The sequence below is a fragment of the Streptomyces sp. NPDC051018 genome, assembly GCF_044456085.1.
Classification (GTDB): Bacteria; Actinomycetota; Actinomycetes; order Streptomycetales; family Streptomycetaceae; genus Streptomyces.
Window position 1 is genome coordinate 102,029 of sequence record NZ_JBITFN010000014.1, and the last position, 24,715, is coordinate 126,743.

Below are 24,715 nucleotides of genomic sequence, written 5' to 3' on the forward strand. Positions count from 1 at the left end.
TGGTCCGGCGGATGCAGACGAAACAGACTGTTCCGGCGGACGGCTGGTTTTCGGCCAACCGGCCCACCGGGAACGGAAAGTGACGGGGGACACGTTGCCTGATCGTGTACGTCTGCCGACGCGCCCGCTGGGTAGGGCCCCGGAGAGCCGTTACCGTCCGTTGGGAGTGATCGCCGTGGCCGCAGCCCACCTCCTTCTGTCCGCCCTGTCCAAACAGGTGCCGGGGATCGACTCGATCCCCGGTCCGCTCACCAGTGAACCCCCGCTCCCCGGCCCCGCACCGCTCACCAGCGAACCCCCACTCGCCGAAAGCACCCCCCTCACCAGTGAGCCGACCGCTCCCGGTTCGGCCGGAGGGACCCAGTCCCCAGGAGTCTGAATGAGCCTTGACCGGCTCGCCGCGCTGCACGGAGTCGCCACCGCCTTCTCTCCCTCCGAAGGAGTGAGTGTCCCCGTCCCGGAACCCACCGTCGTCGCGGTCCTCGACGCGCTCGGCGTCGACGCGACCGGCGACGCGGCGGTCCGGGAGGCGCTGGAGCGCGGTGAAGCGGAGGCCGAAGCGCGGCTGCTGCCCCCGGCGGTCGTGTACTGGCGGGAGGACGAAGGCACCCCGGACCTCGGTCTGCCGAAGGGCACCGTCCTGCGACTGGCCCTGGAGGAGGACGGCCGGCCGGACCCGGAGGACTGCGGCCAGGTCCGCGACACCGACACCGCCGCCGGTAACCGTGCGGGCGCGGACCTGTGCCCGCCCTGGGAAGGCCCCTGGAGCGACCTGCCGTACGGGGTGCACCGGCTGACGGCCGAGGCCCTCGACGGCCGCACCGCCCGCAGCACCCTCGTCGTCGCGCCCTCGCGCGCCCCCGAGCCCTCCGGCCGGTCGTACGGATTCCTCGTCCAGCTCTACTCCCTGCTCTCCAGCCGCTCCTGGGGCATGGGCGACCTCGGTGACCTGACGGAGCTGGCCACCTGGTCCGGACGGGCGCTCGGCGCCGGATTCGTCCAGATCAATCCCCTGCACGCGGCCCTGCCCGGTGCCCCGGGAAAGCCCGCCGACCCCTCCCCGTACCGCCCCTCGTCGCGCCGCTTCCCCGACCCCGTGCATCTGCGCGTCGAGGACGTGCCCGAGTACGCGTACGTGAGCGGAACCGCCCGGGCCCGGCTGGAGGAGCTGCGCCGCGCGGGCGCGACCCTGCGCGAGGCCGTACTGGACAGGGGCGGGCTGATCGACCGGGACGCCGTGTGGGCGCTCAAGCGCGAGGCGCTGGAGCTGGTGGGCCGCGTTCCGCTGGGGCCCGGCCGTCGCGCCGCCTACTGGGACTTCCTCGCCGGCCAGGGCCGCGCGCTGGAGGACCACGCCACCTGGAACGCCCTCGCCGAGGTCCACGGCGCCGACTGGCACACCTGGCCCGAGGGGCTGCGCGACCCGCGCTCGGCGGAGACCGCCCGCGCCCGGCACGAGCTGCTGGACCGGGTCGACTTCCACTCCCGGCTCGCCTGGCTCACCGACACCCAGCTCGAAGCGGCCGACCGGGTCGCCCGTGAGTCGGGCATGGGCATCGGCATCGTCCACGACCTGGCCGTCGGGGTCCACCCGGCCGGGGCGGACACCTGGGCCCAGGGCGAGGTCTTCGCCTCCGGCATGTCCGCGGGCGCGCCCCCCGACGCCTTCAACCCCCACGGCCAGGACTGGGGTCTGCCCCCCTGGCGCCCCGACACGCTCGCCGCTTCCGGATACGCCCCCTACCGCGGTCTCCTGCGTGCCCTCCTCAGACACGCGGGCGCGCTGCGGATCGACCATGTCATGGGCCTGTTCCGGCTCTGGTGGGTCCCCGTGGGCAGCGCGCCCACCGAGGGCGCCTATGTGCGCTACGACGCCGAGGCGATGCTCGCCGTCCTCGTCCTGGAGGCCCACCGCGCGGGCGCCGTCATCCTGGGGGAGGACCTCGGCACGGTCGAGCCGGGGGTACGGGAGGCCCTCGCGCGGCGGGGGGTGCTGGGCACCTCCGTGCTCTGGTTCGAGCGCGACTGGGCCGGCACGGGCCGTCCACTGCCGCCGGAGAGCTGGCGCGAGGGGTGTCTGGCGACCGCGACCACCCACGATCTGCCGCCCACGGCCGCCCGGCTGACGGGGGAGCACGTCGAACTGCGCGACCGCCTCGGGCTGCTCGCCCAGCCCCTGGAGCGGGAGCGCACCAGGGAAATGGCGGATGTCGCCGAGTGGATCGGTCTCCTCAGGGGCCTCGGGCTGCTGCCCGAGGGCACCGGCGACGAGGAGGGCCGGATCCGCGCGGTCCACCGCTTTCTGCTGCGTACGCCCGCCCGTATGGTCGGCGTCTGGCTGCCGGACGCGGTGGGCGACCGCCGCCCGCAGAATCTGCCCGGCACCTGGGATCAGTACCCCAACTGGCGGCTTCCGATCGCGGACGCCGAGGGCCGCCCGCTCACCCTGGAGGAGCTGACCGCCTCGCCCCGGCTGCACTCCCTGATGGAGGTGTTCGGCCCGCGTGGGGCGTCCGCCGGGGAACCGCGCTGAGATGACACCCCGCGCCGTGGCTCCCTCGCGCGTTCTTCGTGCGATCCTCGTGTGTCCCTGTGTGCTTGGTACGCCCGCTGTAGGTCCCCGTGCGTCCTCGTCTTTTCTCGGTACGTCCTCCGGGGGCACGGGTCCCCTTTCCCTGCCATACGGCACCCCGGGCGCGCGCCCCGATCGGGCGTTCGCTACGTTGGCACCGTGGACAAGAAGAACGCTATGCGCGCCGGCACCGTCGCGGCCGGTACGACGCTGATGATGCTGCTCCTGTCGTCGCCCGCGCTCGCCCTGACGCGCGACGACGGCGACGACCCGGGCCAGGGCCTGAGCCTGATGGAGACGCTCGGTCTGTTCGTTCTGACGCCGCTGGCGATCTTCCTCGGGATCATCGTCCTGGTGATGATCTTCGACAAGTCCAAGAAGCAGCCCCAGTAACCCGACTCCGGGCGGGCCCTCGGGGGCCGGCCCTTCGGGGCCTCGCCGAGACTCCTCCGGGCGCTCCGGTGTGCATACGCACTCCGGGGCGCCCTTGTCGTATCCGGGGCCGCCGCGGCGAGGGGCAGGGGCGGGCGGGCCCGCCGGGCGGGGTGGCCGTAGGGGGCCGCCGACCGCTGGGGCGCGGGGCCGCCGACCACCGGCCCCCGCCCGCAGCCGCTGGGGGCGGGGCGGGGCGTCCGCCGGGCCTGCCAGGTGGCGGACCTACCGGCCAGACCTACCAGGTGCCGGGCCTACGGGGCTTCGGAGCCCAGCAGCAGTTTCCGCAGGAGGTCGCCCAGCCGGGCGCCTTCCTCCTCAGTCAGTGACGACGCGAACGCCTCGTGCTGGAGCGCGAGGCCTGCGGCGACCGCCCGGTCGACCAGGTCGAGGCCGTGGTGGGTGAGCGTGATCCGCAGTGCGCGCCGGTCGTTCGGGTCCGGACTGCGGGCGAGCAGCCCCGCGTTCTCCAGTTTGTCGAGCCGCCCGGTCATCCCGCCCGTGGTCAGCATCAGCGTCGACGACAGCTGGCGCGGTGAGAGGGTGTACGGCTCCCCTGAACGGCGCAGCGTCCCCAGGACGTCGAACTCACCCCGGCTGATGCCGAAGCGCGCGTACTCCTTCTCGACCCGGTCGCCCATGGCGCGGGCGATCCGGTAGATCCGCCCGTAGACGGCCATGGGGGCCGTGTCCAGGTCGGGGCGGACCTCGGCCCACTGGTCGATGATCGCGTCGACCGCGTCACGGGGGGGCTGCTCGGGCTTGGAGGGGGAGCGGAACACCATGAGGGAATTATCGGCGGCCGGTCAGATGTTCCGCAAGCAAGCTAGCGCAAAGCGAGTGACCGATAAGAAGCATGTCTATAAGTAGCTTAGTGCTAAGCTACTTCTTGCTGACCTACCCGCCCCCGGAGGCTCCCCGTGAATCGCGCCGCCGTCATCGCCCTGACCGCGCTGGCCCCCATCTCCTGGGGCTCCACCTACTTCGTGACCACCGAGTTCCTGCCACCCGACCGGCCGCTGTTCACCGGACTGATGCGAGCCCTCCCCGCGGGCCTCCTGCTCCTCGCGCTCACCCGGGTCCTCCCGCGCGGCGCCTGGTGGTGGCGGGCGCCCGTACTGGGAGCGCTCAACATCGGAGCGTTCTTCCCGCTGCTCTTCCTCTCCGCCTACCGGCTCCCCGGCGGGGTCGCCGCCGTGGTCGGCTCGGTGGGGCCGCTGTTCGTCGTCGGCCTGGCGGTGCTGCTGCTGGGGGAGAAGCCCAGGACCCGCACGATGCTGGCGGCCATCGCCGCGGCCTTCGGGGTGAGCCTCGTGGTGCTGCGCGCCGGAGCGGCGCTGGACCTCATCGGTGTGCTGGCGGGCCTCGTGGCCTCCGCCTCGATGTCGGCGGGCACCGTGCTCACCAAGCGCTGGGGCCGCCCCGAGGGCGTGGGCCCGCTGGCGATGACGGGCTGGCAGCTCACCGCGGGCGGGCTGCTGATCGCCCCGATCGCCTTCCTCGTGGAGGGTGCGCCGCCCGCGCTCGACGGCACGAACCTCGCCGGTTACCTCTATCTGGCGCTCGCCAACACGGCCGTCGGCTACTGGCTCTGGTTCCGCGGGATCGAGCAGCTGACCGCCACGTCCGTCACGCTCCTCGGCCCGCTGTCGCCGATCACCGCGGCCGTCATCGGATGGGCCGCGCTCGGCCAGGCGCTCACCGCCGTACAGCTGGTGGGTATGGCGATCGCGTTCGGGGCGACCCTGGCGGGACAGCTCCAGCCCCGCCGGCCCGGGTCCCGGGACGTCCACGACGGACCCCGGGGACGGTTCCCCCGGTGGTCCCGCGGACGGTCCCACGAGAAGCCCGGCGCACAGAGCGCCCCGCTCACTCCCCGTACGACCGCCGACGTGACCGCCGGGGCCACGGCGGTCAACGGGACCAACAGGACCACCGTGGTCACCGAGACCAGCGTGGCCAACGGGATCTCCGGAGCCGCCGGGACTGCCGGGACCGGTGCTACGACGCCTCGGCCGACACCGCGAGATACTGCAGATACCGCATCAGCGTCATCAGCACATCGCGGCTCGAACGCCGCAGCCGCGCGTCGCAGTCGATGATCGGCACCGTCTCGGGCAGATCGAGCGCCCCCCGGATCTCGTCCACGGGATAGTGGGGCGCGTCCGGGAAGGAGTTGATGGCCACCACGAAGGGCACCCGTCGTTCCTCCAGCCGCCCGATGACGTCGAAGCTGACCTCCAGCCGGCGGGTGTCGACGAGGACGACGGCCCCCAGGGCACCCTCGAACAGGCCGCGCCACAGAAACCAGAAGCGTTCCTGCCCGGGGGTGCCGAACAGATACAGCACCAGTTCTTCGTTGATGCTGATCCGGCCGAAGTCCATGGCCACGGTCGTCGAGGTCTTGCGCTCAACGCCCTGGATGTCGTCGACGCCGACCCCGGCCTGGGTCATCGTCTCCTCGGTGGTCAGCGGCCTGATCTCACTGACCGAACCGACCAGGGTGGTCTTGCCGACACCGAAGCCGCCCACGATGACCACCTTGACCGCGGCGGTGGCCGTCTCCGGCAGCGCGTCCTCGCTGCGCGGCCCCACGGCCTGGTCAGAGCTTCTGTAGTCCATCGATCACTGCCTCAATCAACGCGCGGTCGGGGAGTAGAGCGGGCTGGACCGGTGCGCGGGCGATCACCTGCTCGTCGAGCAGCAGATCGCCGAGCAGCACGGTGACGACGCTCACCGGAAGCTTCAGATAGGCGGAGATCTCGGCCACCGAGAGCGGCGCCTGACAGAGCCGGATGATCGCGGCGTGCTCCGGCTGCATTCCGTGGCGGGGGCCCGACTTGGCCACGATCAGCGTGACCAGGTCGAGCGTCGCCGGTACCTGTGAGCCGCTGCGGCCGCCCGTGATGACGTAGAGCCGCTCGGGGCTGCCCTCTTCCCAGTCCCCCGGTTTGCTCACGCGGACTGCCTGTCCTGCCGCGGCGGGGCGCTGAGATGCTCGCCGATGCGCAGTACGAGGTCACGCATCCGCTGGCCCATCAGCCCGGCGTCGACGCCCTCGTCCGCGAGGACCGCGAGGAACGCGCCCGAGCCCGCCGCCATCAGATAGAAGAACCCGCCGCTCATCTCGATGACGACCAGGTGCATCCGGCCGTCGCTGCCCGGGAGTTCCGCGGCGACCGCGCCCGCCAGGCTCTGCAGCCCCGCGCAGGCGGCGGCGAGCCGGTCGGCCGTGTCGTTGTCCGCGCCGTACTGGGCGATGCGCAACCCGTCCGCGGACAACACGACCACATGTCTGGTCTGCGGTACGCCTTCCGCCAGGTCCTTGAGCATCCAGTCCATGTTGGTCTGGTTGGACTGCTGCTGAATCATGGCTGCGTACTCCCCTTGTTCGTCTGCGGATCCTCGCCGGCCAGGCCGTTCTGGAACGCCGCGAGCCACATGCCGGGCTGCACCGCGGGTGCGTCCTTGGGCTCGGGCTCGGGCACCGTCACAACGGGGGCCGGGGTGGAGGGGCCTTTGCGGCGCCGCTGCGGCAGGCCGGTCGGTGTCCGCTCGGTCACAACCGGTATGTCGTCGTCCTTCGTCGTCATCATGTCCGCGATCGTGGGGGCGGCGGCATGGCTGACCGGGCGCGGTTCGAGGGCGGGCGTGCCGTTCGCACGCGGCCCCGAGGACGCGCCGATGCCGTGGGCGAGGCCGGTCGCCGAGGCGACGGTGGTGATGAGCTCCTTCGGTACGACGATGACCGCGCGCACTCCGCCGTACGCCGACGAGCGCAGTGACACCTGGAATCCGTACGCCTGGGCCAGGCGGCCGACCACCGCGAGACCGAGGCGAGGCGTCTCACCGAGGTCGTTGAGGTCGATGCCCTCCTGGGCCTGACGGAGCATCCGCTCAGCACGCTGACGGGCCTCCTCGCTCATGCTCACACCGCCGTCCTCGATCTCGACGGCGATGCCCGAGTTCACATCGACGGCGGTGAGGTGGACCCGCGTCTGCGGCGGCGAGTACCGGGTGGCGTTGTCGAGCAGTTCGGCGAGCGCGTGGATCAGCGGCTCGACGGCGTTGCCGACGACCGCGACCTCGGAGACCGAGTGCAGTTCCACACGCTGGTAGTCGATGATCCGCGACATCGCGCCGCGCATCACGCTGTACAGGGGCACGGCCCTGCTCCACTGGCGGCCGGGCCGCGCACCGCCGAGTACGGCGATGGAGTCGGCCAGCCGGCCGATCAGGGCGGTGCCGTGGTCGATCCGCAGCAGATCGCCGAAGACCTCGGGGTTCTTGCCGTGCCGGTCCTCCATGTCCCGCAGCTCCTGCGCCTGCTGGTGGACGATCGCCTGCACACGGCGGGCGATGTTCACGAAGGCGCGCTGCGCGGACTCACGCAGATCCTCCTCGGCGACGACGGCGTCGAGGACGGAACTGAGGACGGCGTGGTGCTCGGCCGGAGCGGTGATCGACTCCAGGACGTCCTCGGGGAACTCACCCCGCCGGAGCCGTTCCATCACCTCCGGCAGCAGCTGCCCCGAGAGCCGGGCGGTCTCGGCCTGGCGGTACGACAGCACCGCCTCCAGCTCGGCGAGCTTCGCGCGCCCGGCCTCGACCTGCCGGCCGCGGCGGACGGCTTCCAGACATGCGACAGCGACCGCGACCACGGCTACGGCACCGACCCAGATCACGGCGTTGCGCGCCGAAGCGGAGACCAGGGACGCGGCGGCGGCCGCGGCGGCGGCGGTGACGACAACGGGCACGAGCCACGCAGGGGAGGCCGCGCTCCGCGGACTTCCGGTCGACGTTTCCTGTCGAACCATCAGCACCCTCAAACCATCGGAACGGGAATGATCATAAGACGACGGTCCGGAAGCATATCCGTGTCTTGTTGCGGGAGATGACGGGAGGTCAATGATTTGGCGGGATGTATGCGCTTGAAATCTGCGAAGACGCTGGGGCCGTGGGTGCTGGACTGATTATCGACTGTTTTCAGCCAAGTTGGATCGGGTGTCAGTTGCGGTGATCGCCTCGGCCCCGGAGGTGGCCGCCCTCGGGGTCCCCGGGGCGAAGCGGAATCCGTACGGAAGCGTCGGGGAGGCCGCTGAGCTGCGGACCGGTCGATACGCCGGGTCCCGTGCGGACCTCGCCGGGCGGGCGATGGATCCGGGGCGGGGGCTTCATCGGCCGCCGTCCGAAGGGGTGTTCGGGCGCGAGTCCGGCATGCGGACGCTGACCGGACGGTGGCCGTTCGGAGGCGTACGCCCGCGCGCGGCCACTCCATACGGATCCCTCGGCTCTCGCAAACCTCATGGATGCCGCAAGTATCTTTCATTACTCAAGCCACACCAGTCACACGGGCCCCAGTTGCTCCGGGCTGCGGATTTGTGGGCTCCGGCGGTAGCGGGCGCCGGTCCACCACACCTGCCGGGCCCCGGGCCGGGATGCCGGGCCGTCTGACCGGGCCCGTCGCTCCTCCGGCCCCTGGGGCTCCGGGCGGCGGCCGCCCCCGGTCCCACCGCCGTCAGGGATATCCCGACGCGATCCCGCCCTTGACTCAAGGACCTCCTGCGGTCCCGTGTTCGCAGGCCCCGGCCCGGCCGGGGACGCTGCTCCGAACCCGAACCCGAACCCGAACCCGGATCCGGCGGTCCGCCGGAGAGCGGGTCACGGGGGCCGGGGCGGAGCAGCCGGGGACGGGGGTACGAGGGTCGCTGCGGCCGGACCGGCGGGGATGACCCACGGCTGGACGGGTGGGGGCATCGCCCTTCGCCCGGCGCCGGATGCCCGGGCTCGGACATCCGGCGCCGCGCGAAGGCCCTGCCCCGCACGGCCGGTGGCGATCGGCGGCGCAGCGCCACGGGCCCGATCGGTCGCCGTTGGCCGGTCACCGCTGGCCGGTCGCCGGCACCGGGGACCACGGGTCAGCCCGAGGCACCGCCGCCCTGTCGCCCAGCCGCGCCGGCGATCCGCCGGCCCGCCCCGTGCCGCCCCGCCCCGTTCCGCCGCGCCGGCGATCCGCCGGTCAGCCCGCGGCGGCCGCGTCCACCGCCTGCGCCTTCAGCGCCCGCTCGACGCCCGCGCGGGACTCCGAGATCAGCCGCCGCAGCGCCGCGTTCGGCTTCGCCGACTCCAGCCAGGCGTCCGTCGTGTCCAGCGTGGCCTGCGACACCTGGAGCGACGGGTACAGCCCGACCGCGATCTGCTGCGCCATCTCATGGCTCCGGGACTCCCACACGCCCTTGACCGCCGAGAAGAACTTCTCGGTGTACGGCGCGAGCAGCTCGCGCTGATCGGTCTGGACGAAGCCCGCGATCACCGACTCCTGCATGGCGTTCGGCAGGGAGTCGCTCTCCACGACCGAGGCCCAGGCCTCTGCCTTCGCCTCCGCCGTCGGCCGCGCGGCGCGCGCGGTCGCCGCGTGACGCTCGCCCGCGGCCGTCTTGTCCCGCTCGTATTCCGCCGTGATGCCGTCCTCGTCCAGCCGCCCGGTCGCAGCCAGCCGCTCCACGAACGCCCAGCGCAGCTCGGTGTCCACCGCCAGCCCCTCCAACGACTGCGAGCCGTCCAGCAGACCGCCCAGCAGATCGAGCTGCGCGTCCGTACGGGCCACCGCGGCGAACGCCCTCGCCCACGCCAGCTGGTGGTCACCGCCCGCCTCGCTCGCCCGCAGATGCTCCAGCGCGGCCTCGGCCCAGCGGCCCAGCAGCCTCTCGCGCCACTCCGGTGCCGCGTACAGCTCGATCGCCATCTTCACCTGGCGGTGCAGCGACTGCACCACACCGATGTCGGACTCCTTGCCGACTCCGGACAGGACCAGCGACAGATAGTCCCGCGTCGCCAGTTCGCCGTCCCGTGTCATATCCCAGGCGGACGCCCAGCACAGCGCGCGCGGCAGCGACTCGGCGAAGTCGCCGAGGTGCTCGGTGACGGCCTTCAGGGACTGCTCGTCCAGCCGGACCTTGGCGTACGACAGATCGTCGTCGTTGAGCAGGATCACCGCGGGACGGGCGGTGCCCGCCGGGAACGGCACATCGGTCAGCTCGCCGTCGACGTCCAGCTCGATCCGGTTCGTTCGGACCAGTTTGCCGGCGCCGTCGAGGTCGTAGCAGCCGATCGCGATCCGGTGCGGGCGCAGAGTGGGCTCGCCCTTCGCCCCCGCGGGCAGCGCCGGGGCCTCCTGGCGTACAGCGAACGAGACGACGTGCCCCTCGGGGGACACCTCGATCTCCGGGCGCAGGATGTTGATGCCCGCCGTCTCCAGCCACTTCTGCGACCAGGTCTTCAGATCGCGACCGGAGGTCTTCTCCAGCGCGCCGAGCAGATCGCTCAGCCGGGTGTTGCCGAAGGCGTGCGCCTTGAAGTACGCCTGCACCCCCCGGAAGAACTCGTCCTGGCCGACGTACGCCACCAACTGCTTCAGCACGGAGGCGCCCTTGGCGTAGGTGATGCCGTCGAAGTTCACCAGGACGTCGTCGAGGTCCCGGATCTCCGCCATGATCGGGTGGGTGGACGGCAGCTGGTCCTGGCGGTACGCCCAGGTCTTCATCGAGTTCGCGAACGTCGTCCACGAGTGGGGCCACCGCGAGCCCGGCGCGGACGCCTGGCAGGCGATCGAGGTGTAGGTGGCGAACGACTCGTTCAGCCACAGGTCGTTCCACCACTCCATGGTGACGAGATCGCCGAACCACATGTGCGCCAGCTCATGCAGAATCGTCTCCGCCCGCACCTCGTACGCCGCGTCCGTCACCTTCGAGCGGAACACGTACTGGTCGCGGATGGTGACCGCGCCCGCGTTCTCCATCGCGCCCGCGTTGAACTCCGGTACGAAGAGCTGGTCGTACTTGGCGAACGGGTACGCGTAGTCGAACTTCTCCTGGAACCAGTCGAAGCCCTGCCGGGTCACGTCGAAGATCGCGTCCGCGTCCAGGAACTCCGCGAGCGACGGCCGGCAGTAGATGCCCAGCGGCACGGACTGCCCGTCCTTCTCGTAGGTGCTGTGCACCGAGTGGTACGGCCCGGCGATCAGCGCGGTGATGTACGTGGAGATCCGGGGCGTCGGCTCGAAGCGCCAGACGTTGTCCTTGACGGCCTCGGGCCCGGGTGTCGGCGAGTTGGAGATCACCGTCCACCCCTCGGGGGCGGTCACGGTGAACTGGAAGGTCGCCTTCAGGTCCGGCTGCTCGAAGTTCGCGAAGACCCGGCGCGCGTCCGGCACCTCGAACTGCGTGTAGAGATAAGCCTGCTGGTCCACCGGGTCGACAAAGCGATGCAGCCCCTCGCCCGTGTTGGTGTACGAGCAGTCCGCGACGACCCTCAGCTCGTTGGGCCCCTCGTGCAGATGCCTCAGCTGGATCCGCGAGTCCCGGAACACCTCGGCGACGTCCAGCGACTTGCCGTTGAGCACGACCTCGTGCACGGCGGGGGCGACCAGATCGATGAACGTCTCCGCGTTCGCCTCGGCACAGTCGAAACGGACGGTCGTCACCGACCGGTAGACGCCCCCTTCCTGGGCCCCGCTCAGATCGAGGTCGATCTCGTACGCATGGGTGCTGAGCAGGCGCGCGCGCTGCTGCGCCTCTTCGCGGGTCAGATTCGTGCCAGGCACGCGGTCTCCTCGTGGACGATGGATTTCGTGACGGTTTCCGCCATCCTTCCATGGGGTGCGGGGTGCCCGCCGCCGAGTGGAGCCGGGCACGGAAGGGCGAATGTGATGTCCGATTTCCGCCGGAATCCTGTGAGTTTCCGGGGGAGGCTCGCCGTATGACCACCGAGCCCGTCAGCACGAAGTCCATCCATGCCAGCAACGCCGATCCCAACGACGACGATCCCACCGGTACCGAGACCATGGAGACCGGGCCCGCCGGCGCCGACCCCTCGGGAACCGGGCGCCCCGCCGACGAGGAGTACGCGGCCGGCGCCGAGCGGTACCACGCGGTCCCGATCGAACCCGGTGTCCTCGACCGGCTCCGGACCCGCGACGACGCAGGCCGAGCCCTCGCCCCCTTCACCGACGGCGAAGGCGGCGCGCCGCTGCGGTGCTGTCTGCGGGCGAGCCGCGCCGGGGAGTCCCTCGCCCTCGTCTCGTACGCGCCCTTGCGGCGCTGGGCGGCCCGGTCCGGTGCGACGCCCGGGGCGTACGACGAGCAGGGGCCGGTCTTCATCCACGCCGCGCCCTGCGGGGGCCCGGACCCCGCCGACACCCGCTTCCCCTTCGTCCGCCCGGGCGCCCTCCGCGTGCTGCGCCGCTACGGCGCGGACGGCCGTATCGCGGGCGGCCTGCTCCTGGAGATCCCCGAGGACCCGGCGCCCGCGTTCGACGCGGCACTGGCGGAGGCGTTCGCCGATCCGGCGGTGGCCTTCGTCCATGTCCGCGCCGTGGAGTACGGCTGCTTCCTCTTCCTGGTCGGGCGCCCGCCGACCGGGGCGCCACCCGGGGCCGGGCAGGGCTGAGCGGCGGGGCGGGTCAGGCAGCGGCCCCCGGCACGCGGGACGCGTGGCGGGGGCCGGGGCCGGTACGACCCGGAGGTCTACTCGGCCTTCAGCTCGGCGGCCACCAGCTCCGCGATCTGCACCGCGTTCAGCGCCGCCCCCTTGCGGAGGTTGTCATTGGACACGAACAGCGCGAGACCGTGCTCCACCGTCTCGTCCGCCCTGATCCGGCCCACGTACGACGCGTCCCTGCCCGCCGCCTGGAGCGGCGTCGGAATCTCGGACAGCTCCACCCCGGGCGCGTCCTTCAGCAACTCGTACGCACGCCCGACGCTCAGCGGGCGCTCGAACCGCGCGTTCACCTGAAGGGAGTGCCCCGAGAACACCGGCACCCGCACACAGGTGCCGGAGACCTTCAGACCGGGCAGCTCCAGGATCTTCCGGGACTCGTTGCGGAGCTTCTGCTCCTCGTCCGTCTCGAAGGAGCCGTCGTCGACGAGGTTGCCCGCGAGCGGGAGCACATTGAAGGCGATGGGCCGCTTGTAGACGGCGGGCTCGGGGAAGTCCACGGCCCCGCCGTCGTGGGTGAGGGCCGCGGCGTGCTCCGCCGTCTTCTTGATCTGGCCGTCCAGCTCGGCGACACCGGAGAGACCGGACCCGGACACGGCCTGGTAGGTCGTGGCGACCATCGACACCAGACCCGCTTCCAGCGCCAGCGGCTTCAGCACCGGCATCGCGGCCATCGTGGTGCAGTTCGGGTTGGCGATGATGCCCTTGGGGCGGTCCTTGACCGCGTGCGGGTTGACCTCGGAGACGACCAGCGGCACCTCGGGGTCCATCCGCCAGGCGGAGGAGTTGTCGATCACGACCGCGCCCTGTCCGGCGACCTTCCCGGCGAGGGCCCGGGAGGTCGAGCCGCCCGCGGAGAGGAGCACGATGTCCAGGCCGGAATAGTCCGCGGCGGACGCGTCCTCGACCGTGATCGACCGCCCCTCCCACTCGATGACGGACCCCGCCGAGCGGGCCGAGGCGAACAGCCGCAGCTCCTCGACCGGGAACTTCCGTTCCGCGAGGATCCCGCGCATGACCGTGCCCACCTGACCGGTGGCTCCGACGATTCCGACCCTCACGGAAGACTCCTTCGTACTGATCTGGCTGGCCTGGGTTCCGTTCCATGATGCGTGTCCCCACGGCCGACTTGTCCAGTCCATTGTCCAGGGGGCGGGATGTGTGACGCAGACCATGGGCCGTGCGCCGGGTGTGGCGAACGATTCACCCGGTTCCCGCGTCGTAGGGGAAACGCATCGTGGGGGAGGCAGCCTTGCCGAGCAGCGGCGGAGGAAGGGGCGGGGGAGCGGACCCTCTCGCTCCGGCGCAGGTCAGCCGGGTACGTGCCGTCCTCGCGCTCGGCGGGGTGCCGTACGCCGATCTTCCGGACGGTGTGCAGCAGGTCAGGCTGCGGCTGCTGGAGCGCCGGGCGAGCGGCAAGGAACCACCGCGGGACGTGGGCGCGTGGGCCGCGGTGGTGGCGTCGAACCTCGCCGCCGACTGGCACCGCGAGCGCAGCCGCCGGGAGCGTACGGGCGCCCGGCTCGCCGCGCTCAAGGTGTGGAGCGCGGAGAGCCAGGGCGGGCAGGAGGCCCGGCTCCTCGCGCTCACCGTCGCCGACGGTCTGGACGCGCTGCCCGAGGCCCAGCGGCAGGTGCTGGTCCTGCGCTTCTACGCGGATCTCACCGTGCCGCAGATCGCACGGGAACTCGGACTGCCCGAGGGAACGGTCAAGAGCAGGCTCCACGCGGCGGCGAAGGCGATGCGCAGCCGGCTCCACACGGACGAGGTGGTCTGACATGTCCAGGGACGACATCGAGGGCCGCGGCGGATTCGGTGACGCGTTCGAGGGCGGGTCCCGTGGTGCGGCTGACCGTGGGTTCGGCGACGGCCCCGGCCACCGGCCAGGCGAGGGGCCCGGCGACGGCTCCGGCCACCGGCCCGGCGACAGCTTCTGCGGGGGGAACGGGGGCGGAGATCGTGACGCTGACGACGCGCTGATGGCGGTCCTGCTGGGTGAACCACCGGCCGAGGGCGACCCCGGGGCGGCCGCCGCCGCGCGCGACATGCGGATTCTGGGGGAGCAGCTCCGGCTCATCGGTGACGCGCTGGCCCATGAGGAGCCGGCTCCGGGGCCGGACCCGTTCCCCGGGCCGGACCCGTCTCCGGACCCGTTCCCCGGGCCGGACCCGTTCCCCGGGGTGGACACCGGACCGGACCCGTCTTCCGCGCTGGACACCGGGCCGGTCACCGGGCCCGGCCCGTCGCCCGAACCGGTCACCCCGCCGGACCGCCCGTCTCTTTCGCCGTCCCCGCCGGGCCCGGGCCTCCGGCCCGTACCGCGGCGAGAGCCCCGGCCGAAACGGCGCCGCCGCCGTCTGGCGGTCGCGCTCGCGGCCTCCGCCGCCGTCCTCGCCACCCTCGCGGGCATCGGCGTCGGCGTGCAGTACCAGGCGGCCCGGACCGGGGCCGCCGACAGCAAGGCGGCGAAGCTCGCCCCCGACGGGTACACGGCCTGCGCCCGGCTGATCGCCGAGGGCACCGTGGTCCGTACCGAGGCCGTGCCCGGACGTACCCGTGTCGTGCTGGAGGTCGAGCGCTACCTCAAGCCGGCGGCGGGCCCGAAGGAGGCGGAGTTCTTCGTCACCCGCGAGGAGACCGCGAACGTGCTGGTGGGGACCCGCATGCTGGTGATCGTGTCCCGGCTCCCCGAGGAGGGCGTCAGCTACTACACCGGCGCCGAGATCGCGGCAGGCCGCGCATGGGTGACCGAGGGCCTCTCCGCCGACGCCGACCTCTCCTGCCCCGGCGCGGGGTGACGACGGACCGCCCCCGGGCACCCGCCCGTGCGGTGGTGCGCGGTACGGCGGGCTGAAACGGGGCGCCGTTTCCGCAGCGGGATCCGAGCACCCGCTCGTACGGCCGGGCGGAGAGGGCCCGGGCGCCGGCGCCCGTACGGCAGGGCGAACCGGGAACGCCGCCCTTGGCAGGGGACGCCGGGTGCCGTCCCCGCAAGGGGCCCGGCTCCCGCTCGCACAGCCGGGTGAGCGAGCCCGGACATCCGCCCGTACGGCGGGACGGACTCGGGGGCCGGCCCGGGGTGCGTACGGCAGGACCTCATCCCGGCTCGGCACCCACCCCGACCGGCGGCGGGACGCCCGACACCCGCCCGAACCCGCAAAGGCGGGCGCCCGCAAGGGGCGCCCGCCTTTGCGCCCTGTCCTCCGGGGCCGACGGAACCCGGAAGGCCGAGGACCACGGACAGGCCGAGGACCACGGACAGGACATAGGACTACGGACAGGAGGACCACGGTCGAGGACCGAAGGTCAGGGGACGACCTTCCCGATCACCACGCTGCCCGCGCCCGCCGAGGTGCCGCGGGCGTTGACCAGGCGGACCTCGCCGAAGAACTGCCGGCCCTCGGGCGCCGCGCCCGCGGCCACCACCTCGGCGCCGACCTCCGCAGACTCACCGCTCCCCAGCCTGACCGGCTTGGCCGCGTCGACCGTCAGCCGTCCGAGGGAGGGCGTGAAGAAGACATCGCGGTAGTCGTACTCGGTCGTTCCCGAGGGCACGGAGTAGCCCTCGACCACGATGGTGTAGACGCCGGGAGCGGGGTCGGTCAGGCTGACCGCCTCCTCCGAGTCCCCGTCCGCGGCCTGGCCCACCTGCGCGCCCTCGCGGTAGACGTAGAGGTCGAGGTCCGCGCTCCGGTCGGAGACACCGCCGATGGCGACGTCCAGGCGCTCGACGTCCTCGCCGATGGTGACCGTCGTCTCCTGGGAGTCGCCGTTCCCGATGGACGGCCGGGTGACCTTCGCCGAGCCCAGCGAACCGCCCTCCAGCCTGCCGTCGATCGTGCCGTAGCGGTTGGTGACCTTCCAGCCGACGGCCGCCGGGGTACCGGCCTTCACCTCGGGCAGCGTCCTGACGGCCGGGTCGAAGTCGGCCCCCACCAGGGAGACGTCCAGCCGGTAGGGGTTGCTCAGCAGCGGGGAGGTACGCCGGGACTCGACCTCGATCTCCCACACACCCGGCTCCGGATCGGTGTACGACCGCAGATCCGGCCGGCAGGTGTTGCCGGGGTTCGGGTAGTCCGGGTAGCAGTAGACGGTCGCGCTGTCCTCCATCTGCACCCCGTGCGGATGGATGCCGATGAACCGCGTCTGGCTCCCCGCCGCGAGCCCGCCGAGCGCCACCTCCAGCGTCTTCGCGCCCTCCGGCACCGTGACGAAGTACGACCGGTGGCTGTTGCGGTCCACCGATCCGCTCGCCGAGTACGCGTACGACGGCGATGCCAGCGGAGCCGCGGCGACGACGGTCGCCAGGATCTGCTTGTCGACGCCCTCGGTGCGCGGATCGTCCGCCTCCAGGATCGCGCTGTGCACCCCCTCCGTCCTCGGCCGGGCCTGCACGGTGACGGTCACCGGCTGGTTCAGCGGCAGCCGGACCCGGTCACCGGCCGGCAGCCGGAAGGTCCCGTCCCCGTACTTCCAGTCGAGGTCGTGCCAGACAGAGCCCCGGGGACCGGTGGTACGGGTGAGCGTGATGTCGTACGACTTCGTGCGGCCGGGCCGGGCACCCCCGTCCCGGTCGTAGAGGCCGGTGCCGAAGCCCGGGGTCCGCAGCGCGTCGTCGATCGCCGTGTCGACGGGTGCCTTGACCTTGTACTCGTGCGCGCCGGCCCCTTCTTCAACAGTCTCCCAGGCATCCACGATGTCGATCAGTCCCGCGCCCTGCTCATGGGCCTTCGCCCCGGGGACCGGCCGTGCGGTGCTGGTGAGCGCGGTGCGCAGCTTCGCCGGGGTGAGCGCGATACCGCGCTGCCCGGCGGCCGACAGCAGCAGCGCGCCCGCGCCCGCCACCTGCGGTGAGGACATCGAGGTGCCCTGGATCATCGAGTAGCCGGGAGGCAGCGGGTAGCCCGCCTCCCTGACCGGGCCTCCGGGGGCCCAGGTCTGGGTGGTCTGGATTGCCGAGCCGGGCGCGGTGACGGTGGGGGTGAAACCGCCGTCCTCGCGCGGGCCGCGGGAGGAGAACGGCATCATGGCGTACCGGGCGGTCACCCGCGAGCCGTAGTTGGCGGCCCAGGTCTCCCGGGAGATGGACGCGCCGACGGAGATCGCCTTGTCGGCGACACCGGGGTCGCCGATGGTGTTGGTGCCGGGGCCGTCGTTGCCCGCGGAGATCACCAGCTGGACGCCGTAGGCGTCGATGAGCCGGTTGTACAGCTCCGCGCGGGCGTTGTTGCCGTCGTTCAGCGCCGGCAGACCGCCGATGGAGATGTTGACGATGTCCACACCGCGGTTGACGACCAGATCGAGCAGGCCCTCGGTGAGCGCGATGTTGGAGCAGCCGCCGCCCCAGGAACAGGCGCGTGAGGAGACCAGCCGGGCGCCGGGCGCCGCGCCGTTCATCGCGCCGCCGAACAGTCCGTTGGCCGCGGTGATTCCGGCGACGTGCGTGCCGTGCGAGCCCTCGATCAGGCCGATGCTCGCGTAGTCCGCCGTGTCGCCCGCGTCGTTGTAGACGACGTCCTTGCGGATCTCGATGACGAAGGGGATGCGTTCGGCGACCGGGGTGGCCGGGTCGTCCGTGCCGAACCAGCCGATCTGGAAGCCGTCCTTGTACGGCTTCATCGCGGTGTCGTCGGTGAAGTCGGCGTTGTCGTCGAGGTCGACGCGTACGGTGCCGGCGGCCGGGTCGTACAGCATCGCCCAGGTGTCGGTGGTGTCGCCGTCGCGGTTGAGGTCTCCGGCCATGTCCCCGGCGAGGGTGGCCCTCTCGGCGAAGAGGCTGAAGCGGTACGAGCCCGCGGGGGCGGTGTAGGTGCGGCCGTTCACGGGGAACGCCGGGCCGTTCACTTCCAGCCGCATCTGGCGCCAGGTGCCGTCACGGTCGGCGACGGGATCGGTCGCGGTGACCCAGTCGACGACCTTGCGTTCGCCGGTGGTGGTCTTCTGGAGCGCGGGGTGCCCGAGGTCGATCCCGGAGTCCAGGATCCCGATCGTGACCCCGCGGCCGTCGTACCGGGGGTTCTCCCGGACGAAGTCCACCGCGCCCGTCTCGAAGGACGGGTTGTACGGGTTCTTCGCCGGGGTGGCGGGCCCGGGCGCCGGGTAGGCCGCGCCCTGCCGGGGCGCCTTGCCCAGGGCGGCCGGGGTGCTGTCGGCTGCGGGCAGCGGGTCGTCCAGCACGATCTCGTGCCTCAGGTCGATGCCGTGCACCGAGGGGAGTTTCGCGGCCGCCCTGAGGGCCTTCTCCGCCTTCGCCGTGGGAAGCGTGGCCCGTACATAGCCGAGCTTGTCGTGGGTCCTGCCGACCAGGGCGCCCTTGACGGCGTCCAGCTGGCCGCTGACCTGCTCGGTCGATCCGGGGGCGGTGGCGACCATGAAGGTGACGCTCTTGTCGCCCTGGGCCTCGGCGTCGGCGAGTAGTTGGAGGTCGGCCGCGCCGATCTTCTTCTCGGCGGGTTCCAGCGCGGCCTTGGTCCCGGGCACGGCCACCGGGTCGTCCGCGGGCTGAGTGGAGAAGGCGGGGGCCATTCCCACCGCCACGAGCGCGGCCACCAGCGAGGCGGCGGCCCCGATGCGGACCGCGCGTCGTCTGTGCCGGGGTATGGGACTTCCGGGTGCGGAGTTCGGGGAGTGGGGGGTCATCGGCACTCCTGTGGGTGAGGAAACGGGTCGCTGTGGGGTGGAGCCAGTCCGGATTGCGGTGTCCGACGACCGCTCAGCCTTGCGTACGGGGCAGGTGTTTGTGGAGAGTCCATGGGTATGTGATGTGTCCATGGCGTACACCCGCCAGCGCGGACGATGCGCCATCGGGGACAAAGCCGTGCTCCCTACCCGTCTCCGGCGGCCCGCCGGTCGCTCCCTCGCCCGTCCTCGTGCCCGCCGGTGACCGGGGTGTGACGCGGAGGAATGTCCGGTATCCGCTCAACTCCCTGCCACCGCACAACTCTTGGGCTCTGATGCGGGTCTCTCCAGCCGACCGGGCCGACGTCCGCGCACAGGAAACCCGGAGAACCAGAAAGCCAGGAAAGCCAGAAAGCCAGGGAAACCAGGGAAACAGGGAGCTGATATGCCGGCACATACGGCCCGTACGGCAGTGATCGCGGCGGTGGCGGTCCTGGCCACCGCGGCCCTGACGGCACCGGCCGTCGCGGTGTCCCCGACCAGCACGGATTCCCCGACCGCCGGGAAAGCCCCGGCGCTGACGGGATCCCCGGCCACCGAGGAGTCCCCGGCCGAAGCGCAATCCCCGTCCGCCGCGGGCCCTTCGCCCGGCCGGGGCCATGAGCGCACCCAGCGGGCCATCGAGGCGGCCGTGCGGGACGGTGTCCCCGGGGTCGTCGCCCGCGCCCGCGACCGCGACGGCACCTGGAACGGCACCGCGGGCGTCGGTGATCTGCGCACCGGCCGTGAGCGGCTGCCCCAGGACCGCTACCGCGTCGCGTCCATCACCAAGACCTTCGTCGCCACCGTCGTGCTCCAACTGGAGGCCGAGGGGCGCCTGGACCTCGACGACTCCGTCGAGCGGGTGCTGCCCGGAGTGCTCCGGGGCAACGGCCACGACGGCCGCCGCGTCACCCTGCGCCGGCTCCTCAACCACACCAGCGGCGTCTACAACTACACCAGCGACCCCGGTCTTCAGGAGAAGTTCTTCGGCAGCGGCTTCTTCGAGCACCGCTACGACTCCTGGAAGCCCGAGCAGCTCGTCGCCGTCGCGATGAAGCACCGGCCCGACTTCGCCCCCGGCACGGGCTGGAACTACTCCAACACCAACTACGTCCTCGCCGGCATGGTCATCGAGAAGGTGACCGGCCGGTCCTACGGCTCCGAGATCGAACGCCGTTTCCTGCGCCCCCTCAAGCTGCGGTCCACCTCGGTGCCCGGCAACGACCCCCGGGTGCCACGCCCCGCGAGCCGCGCGTACTCGAAGCTCTCCGCGGATCCGAACGCCAGGACCCATGACGTCACCGAGCTGAACCCGTCGGCTGCCTGGGCCGCGGGCGAGATGATCTCCGACTCCGCCGATCTGCACCGCTTCTACCGCGAGCTGCTGAAGGGCCGTCTGCTGCCGCCGGAGCAGATGAGGGAGATGACCACCACCGTCCGTCCCGATCCCCAGCGGCCCGAGGTCGGCTACGGCCTGGGGCTGGTGCGGATCCGGCTGAGCTGCGGTACGGAGGTGTGGGGTCATAGCGGCGGCATCCACGGTTCCGCGTCCGAGGCGCTGATGACCCGGGACACCGGGCACGCGCTGACGCTCAACTTCAACGGGGACTGGGCCGGGGACAGCTCGGCGGTCGTCGAAGCGGAGTTCTGCGGCCGGTGAACGGAGGTGCCGCCCCGCCCTGTGCTCAGCGGGGCAGCACCACCAGATACGCGGCGGGCTCCCGGTCGCCCGCCGCCATCAGCGCCGTCCGTACCACCGTCGCCTGCTGCTCCAGCGAATCCCGCAGCTTCCTCGGGGTGATGTGCACCACGGTGACCCCGAGCCGCTCCAGATGCTCCCGCTTGCGTACGTGCTCCGACCACATCATGTCCTCGTCCTGCCGGGGCGCCCGGGTGTCCAGCTCCACCGCGACCGCCTCCTCGGGCCAGTAGGCGTCCACCCCGCCCAGATACGGTCCCCCCGGCAGCCGCAGATCCACGTTCCAGAGGGGGTCCGGCAGCCCGTGCAGGAACACCATCTCGTAGAGCCGGTCCTCCGCGACCGAACGCCCCTGAGCGAGCAGCGCGTCCACCGCGTCCACGACATGCGGCCGGTCCAGCAGCCGCGCCCGGTTCAGCTCCGCGACCACCGCGCCCGGTTCGCAGTGACCCCCGCGCACGGCCTCGGTCATCAGCAGCCGTACGGCCTCGGGGTCGTCCGACTGCGCGACGGCGTCCGCGAGCGCCCGGGCCACGGGGGCGACCGGCAGTCCGTCGATCCGCTCGGCCCGGGGCATCGCCTGGGTACGGACGATCCGGGCGCACCCGGTGGACCGCAGCCGCCGGGTCCTCGGCACCAGTACGTCGATCCGGTTCAGCGCGGTCAGCGGCGGTGCCGTGGAGAACTCCCGCAGCGCGAGGGCGGCGATGCCCGTGATCATCGCCTCCCCGTACGGGCTCCCCGCCCGGCCGCCCTGCGAAGGGATCGGGGGCCGCCCGGCGTAGAGCAGCACCCCGTGGAGCCGCTCCTCGCCGGTGGGCGGGCCGGGGTGCAGCACGTACACGCCCGGCAGCAGCGTCTGCCAGGGGCCTCCGGGCCGGCACTTCGCGGTGGTACGGGCGGCCGACACCCCGTGCGCGCGGAGCTGAGCGGTGGAGAGCACCCGGCGCTGGACGTCGGAGAGGTGGGAGAGGGGGACGGGGGAGAGCGGGGTGTTGTGGTTCATGGCGGGGGGATGCCCGCGGACGGGGTGGGAGCTAACCGCTGTTACACGGTCGTCGACAATTCCGGACAACACCGTCCTAAAGTACGGGAGTTCGAATGCCGAATGGGCCTCGGGCCACTCGTTGCGCAGGGCGGGCGGCGGCTTCCCGTACCGCCGCCGCTCGCCCCGGACGGCGGGTCCTCAGCCCGCGGCTCCCGCGTCGCACTCCTGGCCCCGCAGTGACCGGGCCAGATCGTCCCGCGCCTCCAGGATCAGCCGGCGCAGCGCGGGCGGCGCGTCCCGGTGGGAGGTGAGCCATGCGTCGGCCGCCGTGAGGGCGGGCTCGCCCTGAAGGGAGGGGAACAGGCCCGACACCACATCCATCGCGCTCTGGATGGAACGTTCGCTCCACAGCCGATCGATCGCCGCGAAGTACGCCGGCAGATAGGGCGCCAGCAGTTCCCGCTGCCCCGGCTGGACAAACCCGGAGATCGTCGCCGTCACCAGCGCGTTGGACAGGGTGTCGGACTCGACGACCCGCTCCCACGCCTCGTCCTTGACGGCGGTGGACGGGCGCGCGGCCAGGCAGCGGGCGCGGTGGCGGGTGCCGGACGCCGTGTCGTCCCGGGCGAGTTCCGCCGCGATCACGGACTCGTCCGCGCGACCGTGGGACGCCAGCGGCTCCAGGAGCGTCCAGCGCAGTTCCTGGTCCACCTCCAGACCGTCGATCTTCGCCGTGCCCGCCAGCAGCCCGGACAGCAGCTGGAGGTCGGCGTCCGAGACCGCGACCGCCGCGAAGAACCGGGCCCAGGCCAGCTGGTGCTCACTGCCCGGCCCGGCGAGCCGCAGCTCCCGGAGCGCCCCCTGGGCCAGCAGCCGTCCGCCCTCCTCGCGCCACTCGGGCGCGGCGTAGTGGACCAGCGCCGAACGGGCCCACGCGTGCAGCATCTGGAGCACGCCGATGTCGGACTCGCGCCCGGAGAACCTCAGCACCAGGTCCACGAAGTCCCGGGCGGGCATCAGGGCGTCACGGGTCAGATTCCACAGGGCCGACCAGCACAGCGCCCGCGCCAGCGGATCGGTCAGGTCACCGAGGTGCCCGCGCAGGGTCGCCAGGGAACCCTCGTCGAAGCGGATCTTGCAGTACGTCAGATCCTCGTCGTTCACCAGGACCAGCTCGGGCCGCTCGGAGCCCGCCAGCCCGGCCACGGTCGTGCGCGCGCCCGTCACATCCGCCTCGGCACGCGCGTACCGCACCAGCTCCGTGCCCTCGAACCGGTAGAGCCCCACCGCGATCCGGTGCGGGCGCAGCTCGGCGTCCCCGTCCTGGACGACCGCGAGCTCGGTGATCCGGTCGGCGGAGTCGCAGGTCACCACCGGGGTGAGCGAGTTGACCCCGGAGGTCTGGAGCCAGGAGCGCGACCAGGCGGCCAGATCCCGTCCGGACGTCTCCTCCAGTACGGAGAGCAGATCGCCGAGCCGGGTGTTCCCCCAGGCGTGCCGCTTGAAGTAGCGCCGCGCGCCCTCCAGGAACGCCTCCTCGCCCACATAGGCGACCAGCTGCTTCAGCACGGAGGCGCCCTTGGCGTAGGTGATGCCGTCGAAGTTCAGCTTGGCGTCCTCCAGATCACGGATGTCGGCCGTGACCGGGTGGGTGGAGGGCAGCTGGTCGGCGCGGTACGCCCACGCCTTGCGGCTGTTGGCGAAGGTGATCCACCCGTCGGTGAAGCGGGTGGCGCCGACGAGCGCATACGAGCCCATGAAGTCGGCGAAGGACTCCTTCAGCCACAGGTCGTCCCACCACTCCATGGTGACCAGGTCGCCGAACCACATGTGGGCCATCTCGTGCAGGATCGTGGTGGCCCTGCGCTCGTACGACGCCCGGGTGACCTGACCCCGGAAGATGTACTCCTCGCGGAAGGTGACACACCCCGGGTTCTCCATCGCGCCGATGTTGTACTCGGGCACGAACGCCTGGTCGTACTTGCCGAAGGGGTACGGGAAGTCGAAGCGGTCGTGGAAGAAGTCCAGGCCCTGCTTGGTGACGAGGAAGACGTCGTCGGCGTCGAAGTGCCGGGCGAGGCCCTTGCGGCACAGCGCGCCGAGCGGGATCTCCAGGCTCCTGCCGTCGTCGAGCGTCCGGGTGTAGAGATCGGTCTCGTAGTGGTAGGGACCGGCGACGACGGCCGTGATGTACGTGGAGATCGGGGGGGTCTCGGCGAACCGCCGGAGACCCTTCTCCTCGTGCTCCACGGCGCCGTTGCTCCAGACGGTCCACCCCTCCGGCGCGGTCACCTCGAAACGGAACGGGGCCTTCAGGTCGGGCTGTTCGAAGTTGGCGAACACCCGCCGGGCATCGGCCGGCTCGTACTGCGTATAGAGGTAGACCTCGCCGTCCTCCGGGTCGACGAAGCGGTGCAGGCCCTCGCCGGTACGGCTGTAGGCGCACTGCGCGTCCACGACCAGGACGTTCTCCGCTGCCAGGCCCTCCAGCGCGATGCGCGAGCCGTCGAAGACGGCGGCCGGGTCCAGCTCCGTGCCGTTCAGGGTCACCCGGGTGACCGAGGGGGCGATCAGATCGGCGAAGGAGGCCGCTCCGGGCCGTGCCGCGCGGAAGCGGATCGTGGTCACCGAGCGGAAGGTGCGCGGCCCGGAGCCCCCGGGGTCGTCCCCGACCGCGGACCGCAGATCGAGTGCCACCTCGTATCCGTCGACCGACAGCAGCTCGGCCCGCTCACGGGCCTCGTCGCGGGACAGATTCTCACCGGGCACGGGCACTCCTTTGTGTCTCGTTCGAACGGCATCGATCCTCCCATGCGCACCTTGCGGCCGGTATCCGGGAATCGGCCGCCGGGCGTCGGCGTTGTCGGGG

Annotated in this window: 17 protein-coding genes and 1 pseudogene; 8 read left to right on the forward strand and 10 right to left on the reverse strand. The window is 72.1% G+C overall.

Annotation, left to right across the window (positions count from 1 at the left end):
• Positions 1-166 precede the first annotated feature (166 nt).
• From ACIBCM_RS23605 to ACIBCM_RS23615, 3 genes are all read left to right on the forward strand, one after another.
• Positions 167-379, forward strand: a complete 213-nt coding sequence (locus ACIBCM_RS23605) for a hypothetical protein (RefSeq protein WP_399246257.1) — start codon at positions 167-169, stop codon at positions 377-379.
• Positions 380-2,533, forward strand: a complete 2,154-nt coding sequence (malQ, locus tag ACIBCM_RS23610; protein WP_399246259.1) for a 4-alpha-glucanotransferase — start codon at positions 380-382, stop codon at positions 2,531-2,533. It abuts the gene before it with no gap.
• A gap of 198 nt (positions 2,534-2,731) precedes the next feature.
• Positions 2,732-2,965: a hypothetical protein gene (locus ACIBCM_RS23615; RefSeq protein WP_399246261.1), complete on the forward strand. Its 234-nt coding sequence runs from the start codon at positions 2,732-2,734 to the stop codon at positions 2,963-2,965.
• Positions 2,966-3,258: 293 nt separating this feature from the next.
• Here ACIBCM_RS23615 and ACIBCM_RS23620 read toward each other — a convergent pair whose 3' ends face one another.
• A complete protein-coding gene (locus tag ACIBCM_RS23620) occupies positions 3,259-3,789 on the reverse strand; it encodes a MarR family winged helix-turn-helix transcriptional regulator (RefSeq protein WP_399246263.1) in 531 nt (176 codons plus the stop codon).
• 135 nt (positions 3,790-3,924) lie between these two features.
• Between ACIBCM_RS23620 and ACIBCM_RS23625 the strand changes: the two are divergent.
• Positions 3,925-4,779, forward strand: a pseudogene (locus tag ACIBCM_RS23625) (EamA family transporter); the annotation flags it as partial.
• Between the two features lie 226 nt (positions 4,780-5,005).
• Here ACIBCM_RS23625 and ACIBCM_RS23630 read toward each other — a convergent pair.
• The 5 genes from ACIBCM_RS23630 to pepN (ACIBCM_RS23650) all read right to left on the reverse strand — a co-directional run bounded on the left by ACIBCM_RS23630 (position 5,006) and on the right by pepN (ACIBCM_RS23650) (position 11,606).
• On the reverse strand, positions 5,006-5,626 hold the full coding sequence (locus ACIBCM_RS23630) for a GTP-binding protein (protein ID WP_399246265.1): 621 nt from the start codon (positions 5,624-5,626) through the stop codon (positions 5,006-5,008).
• Positions 5,607-5,963 carry a DUF742 domain-containing protein gene (locus tag ACIBCM_RS23635; protein WP_399246267.1) on the reverse strand — a complete coding sequence of 119 codons (357 nt, stop codon included), beginning with the start codon at positions 5,961-5,963 and terminating at the stop codon, positions 5,607-5,609. The genes ACIBCM_RS23630 and ACIBCM_RS23635 overlap by 20 nt, the downstream gene beginning before the upstream one ends.
• On the reverse strand, positions 5,960-6,376 hold the full coding sequence (locus tag ACIBCM_RS23640; RefSeq protein ID WP_399246269.1) for a roadblock/LC7 domain-containing protein: 417 nt from the start codon (positions 6,374-6,376) through the stop codon (positions 5,960-5,962). Before ACIBCM_RS23640 ends, ACIBCM_RS23635 begins: the two co-directional genes overlap by 4 nt.
• Entirely contained in the window at positions 6,373-7,821 is a 1,449-nt protein-coding gene (locus ACIBCM_RS23645; RefSeq protein WP_399246271.1) for an ATP-binding protein, read from the reverse strand. The genes ACIBCM_RS23640 and ACIBCM_RS23645 overlap by 4 nt, the downstream gene beginning before the upstream one ends.
• Positions 7,822-9,023: 1,202 nt before the next feature.
• Positions 9,024-11,606 carry an aminopeptidase N gene (gene pepN / locus ACIBCM_RS23650; RefSeq protein WP_399246272.1) on the reverse strand — a complete coding sequence of 861 codons (2,583 nt, stop codon included), beginning with the start codon at positions 11,604-11,606 and terminating at the stop codon, positions 9,024-9,026.
• 239 nt (positions 11,607-11,845) lie between these two features.
• On the opposite strand from pepN (ACIBCM_RS23650), the gene ACIBCM_RS23655 reads away from it, so the two are divergent.
• Positions 11,846-12,451 carry a DUF1203 domain-containing protein gene (locus tag ACIBCM_RS23655; RefSeq protein WP_399246417.1) on the forward strand — a complete coding sequence of 202 codons (606 nt, stop codon included), beginning with the start codon at positions 11,846-11,848 and terminating at the stop codon, positions 12,449-12,451.
• A gap of 77 nt (positions 12,452-12,528) precedes the next feature.
• On the opposite strand, the gene ACIBCM_RS23660 is transcribed toward ACIBCM_RS23655, so the two are convergent.
• Positions 12,529-13,560 carry an aspartate-semialdehyde dehydrogenase gene (locus ACIBCM_RS23660; protein ID WP_399246274.1) on the reverse strand — a complete coding sequence of 344 codons (1,032 nt, stop codon included), beginning with the start codon at positions 13,558-13,560 and terminating at the stop codon, positions 12,529-12,531.
• A 191-nt stretch (positions 13,561-13,751) separates the two neighbouring features.
• On the opposite strand from ACIBCM_RS23660, the gene ACIBCM_RS23665 reads away from it, so the two are divergent.
• Both ACIBCM_RS23665 and ACIBCM_RS23670 read left to right on the forward strand, forming a co-directional pair.
• Positions 13,752-14,276 (forward strand): RNA polymerase sigma factor, encoded by a 525-nt coding sequence (locus ACIBCM_RS23665; RefSeq protein ID WP_399246276.1) that lies wholly within the window; start codon positions 13,752-13,754, stop codon positions 14,274-14,276.
• A 1-nt stretch (position 14,277) separates the two neighbouring features.
• Entirely contained in the window at positions 14,278-15,297 is a 1,020-nt protein-coding gene (locus tag ACIBCM_RS23670; protein WP_399246278.1) for a hypothetical protein, read from the forward strand.
• Positions 15,298-15,805: 508 nt separating this feature from the next.
• On the opposite strand, the gene ACIBCM_RS23675 is transcribed toward ACIBCM_RS23670, so the two are convergent.
• Entirely contained in the window at positions 15,806-19,138 is a 3,333-nt protein-coding gene (locus ACIBCM_RS23675; RefSeq protein WP_399246280.1) for a S8 family serine peptidase, read from the reverse strand.
• A 424-nt stretch (positions 19,139-19,562) separates the two neighbouring features.
• Here ACIBCM_RS23675 and ACIBCM_RS23680 point away from each other — a divergent pair, with 424 nt between their 5' ends.
• Complete coding sequence (locus ACIBCM_RS23680) at positions 19,563-20,819, forward strand: serine hydrolase domain-containing protein (RefSeq protein WP_399246282.1); 1,257 nt, start codon at positions 19,563-19,565, stop codon at positions 20,817-20,819.
• Between the two features lie 25 nt (positions 20,820-20,844).
• On the opposite strand, the gene ACIBCM_RS23685 is transcribed toward ACIBCM_RS23680, so the two are convergent.
• Positions 20,845-21,864, reverse strand: a complete 1,020-nt coding sequence (locus ACIBCM_RS23685) for a hypothetical protein (RefSeq protein WP_399246283.1) — start codon at positions 21,862-21,864, stop codon at positions 20,845-20,847.
• Between the two features lie 180 nt (positions 21,865-22,044).
• Positions 22,045-24,615, reverse strand: a complete 2,571-nt coding sequence (gene pepN / locus ACIBCM_RS23690; protein WP_399246285.1) for an aminopeptidase N — start codon at positions 24,613-24,615, stop codon at positions 22,045-22,047.
• Positions 24,616-24,715: the final 100 nt, after the last annotated feature.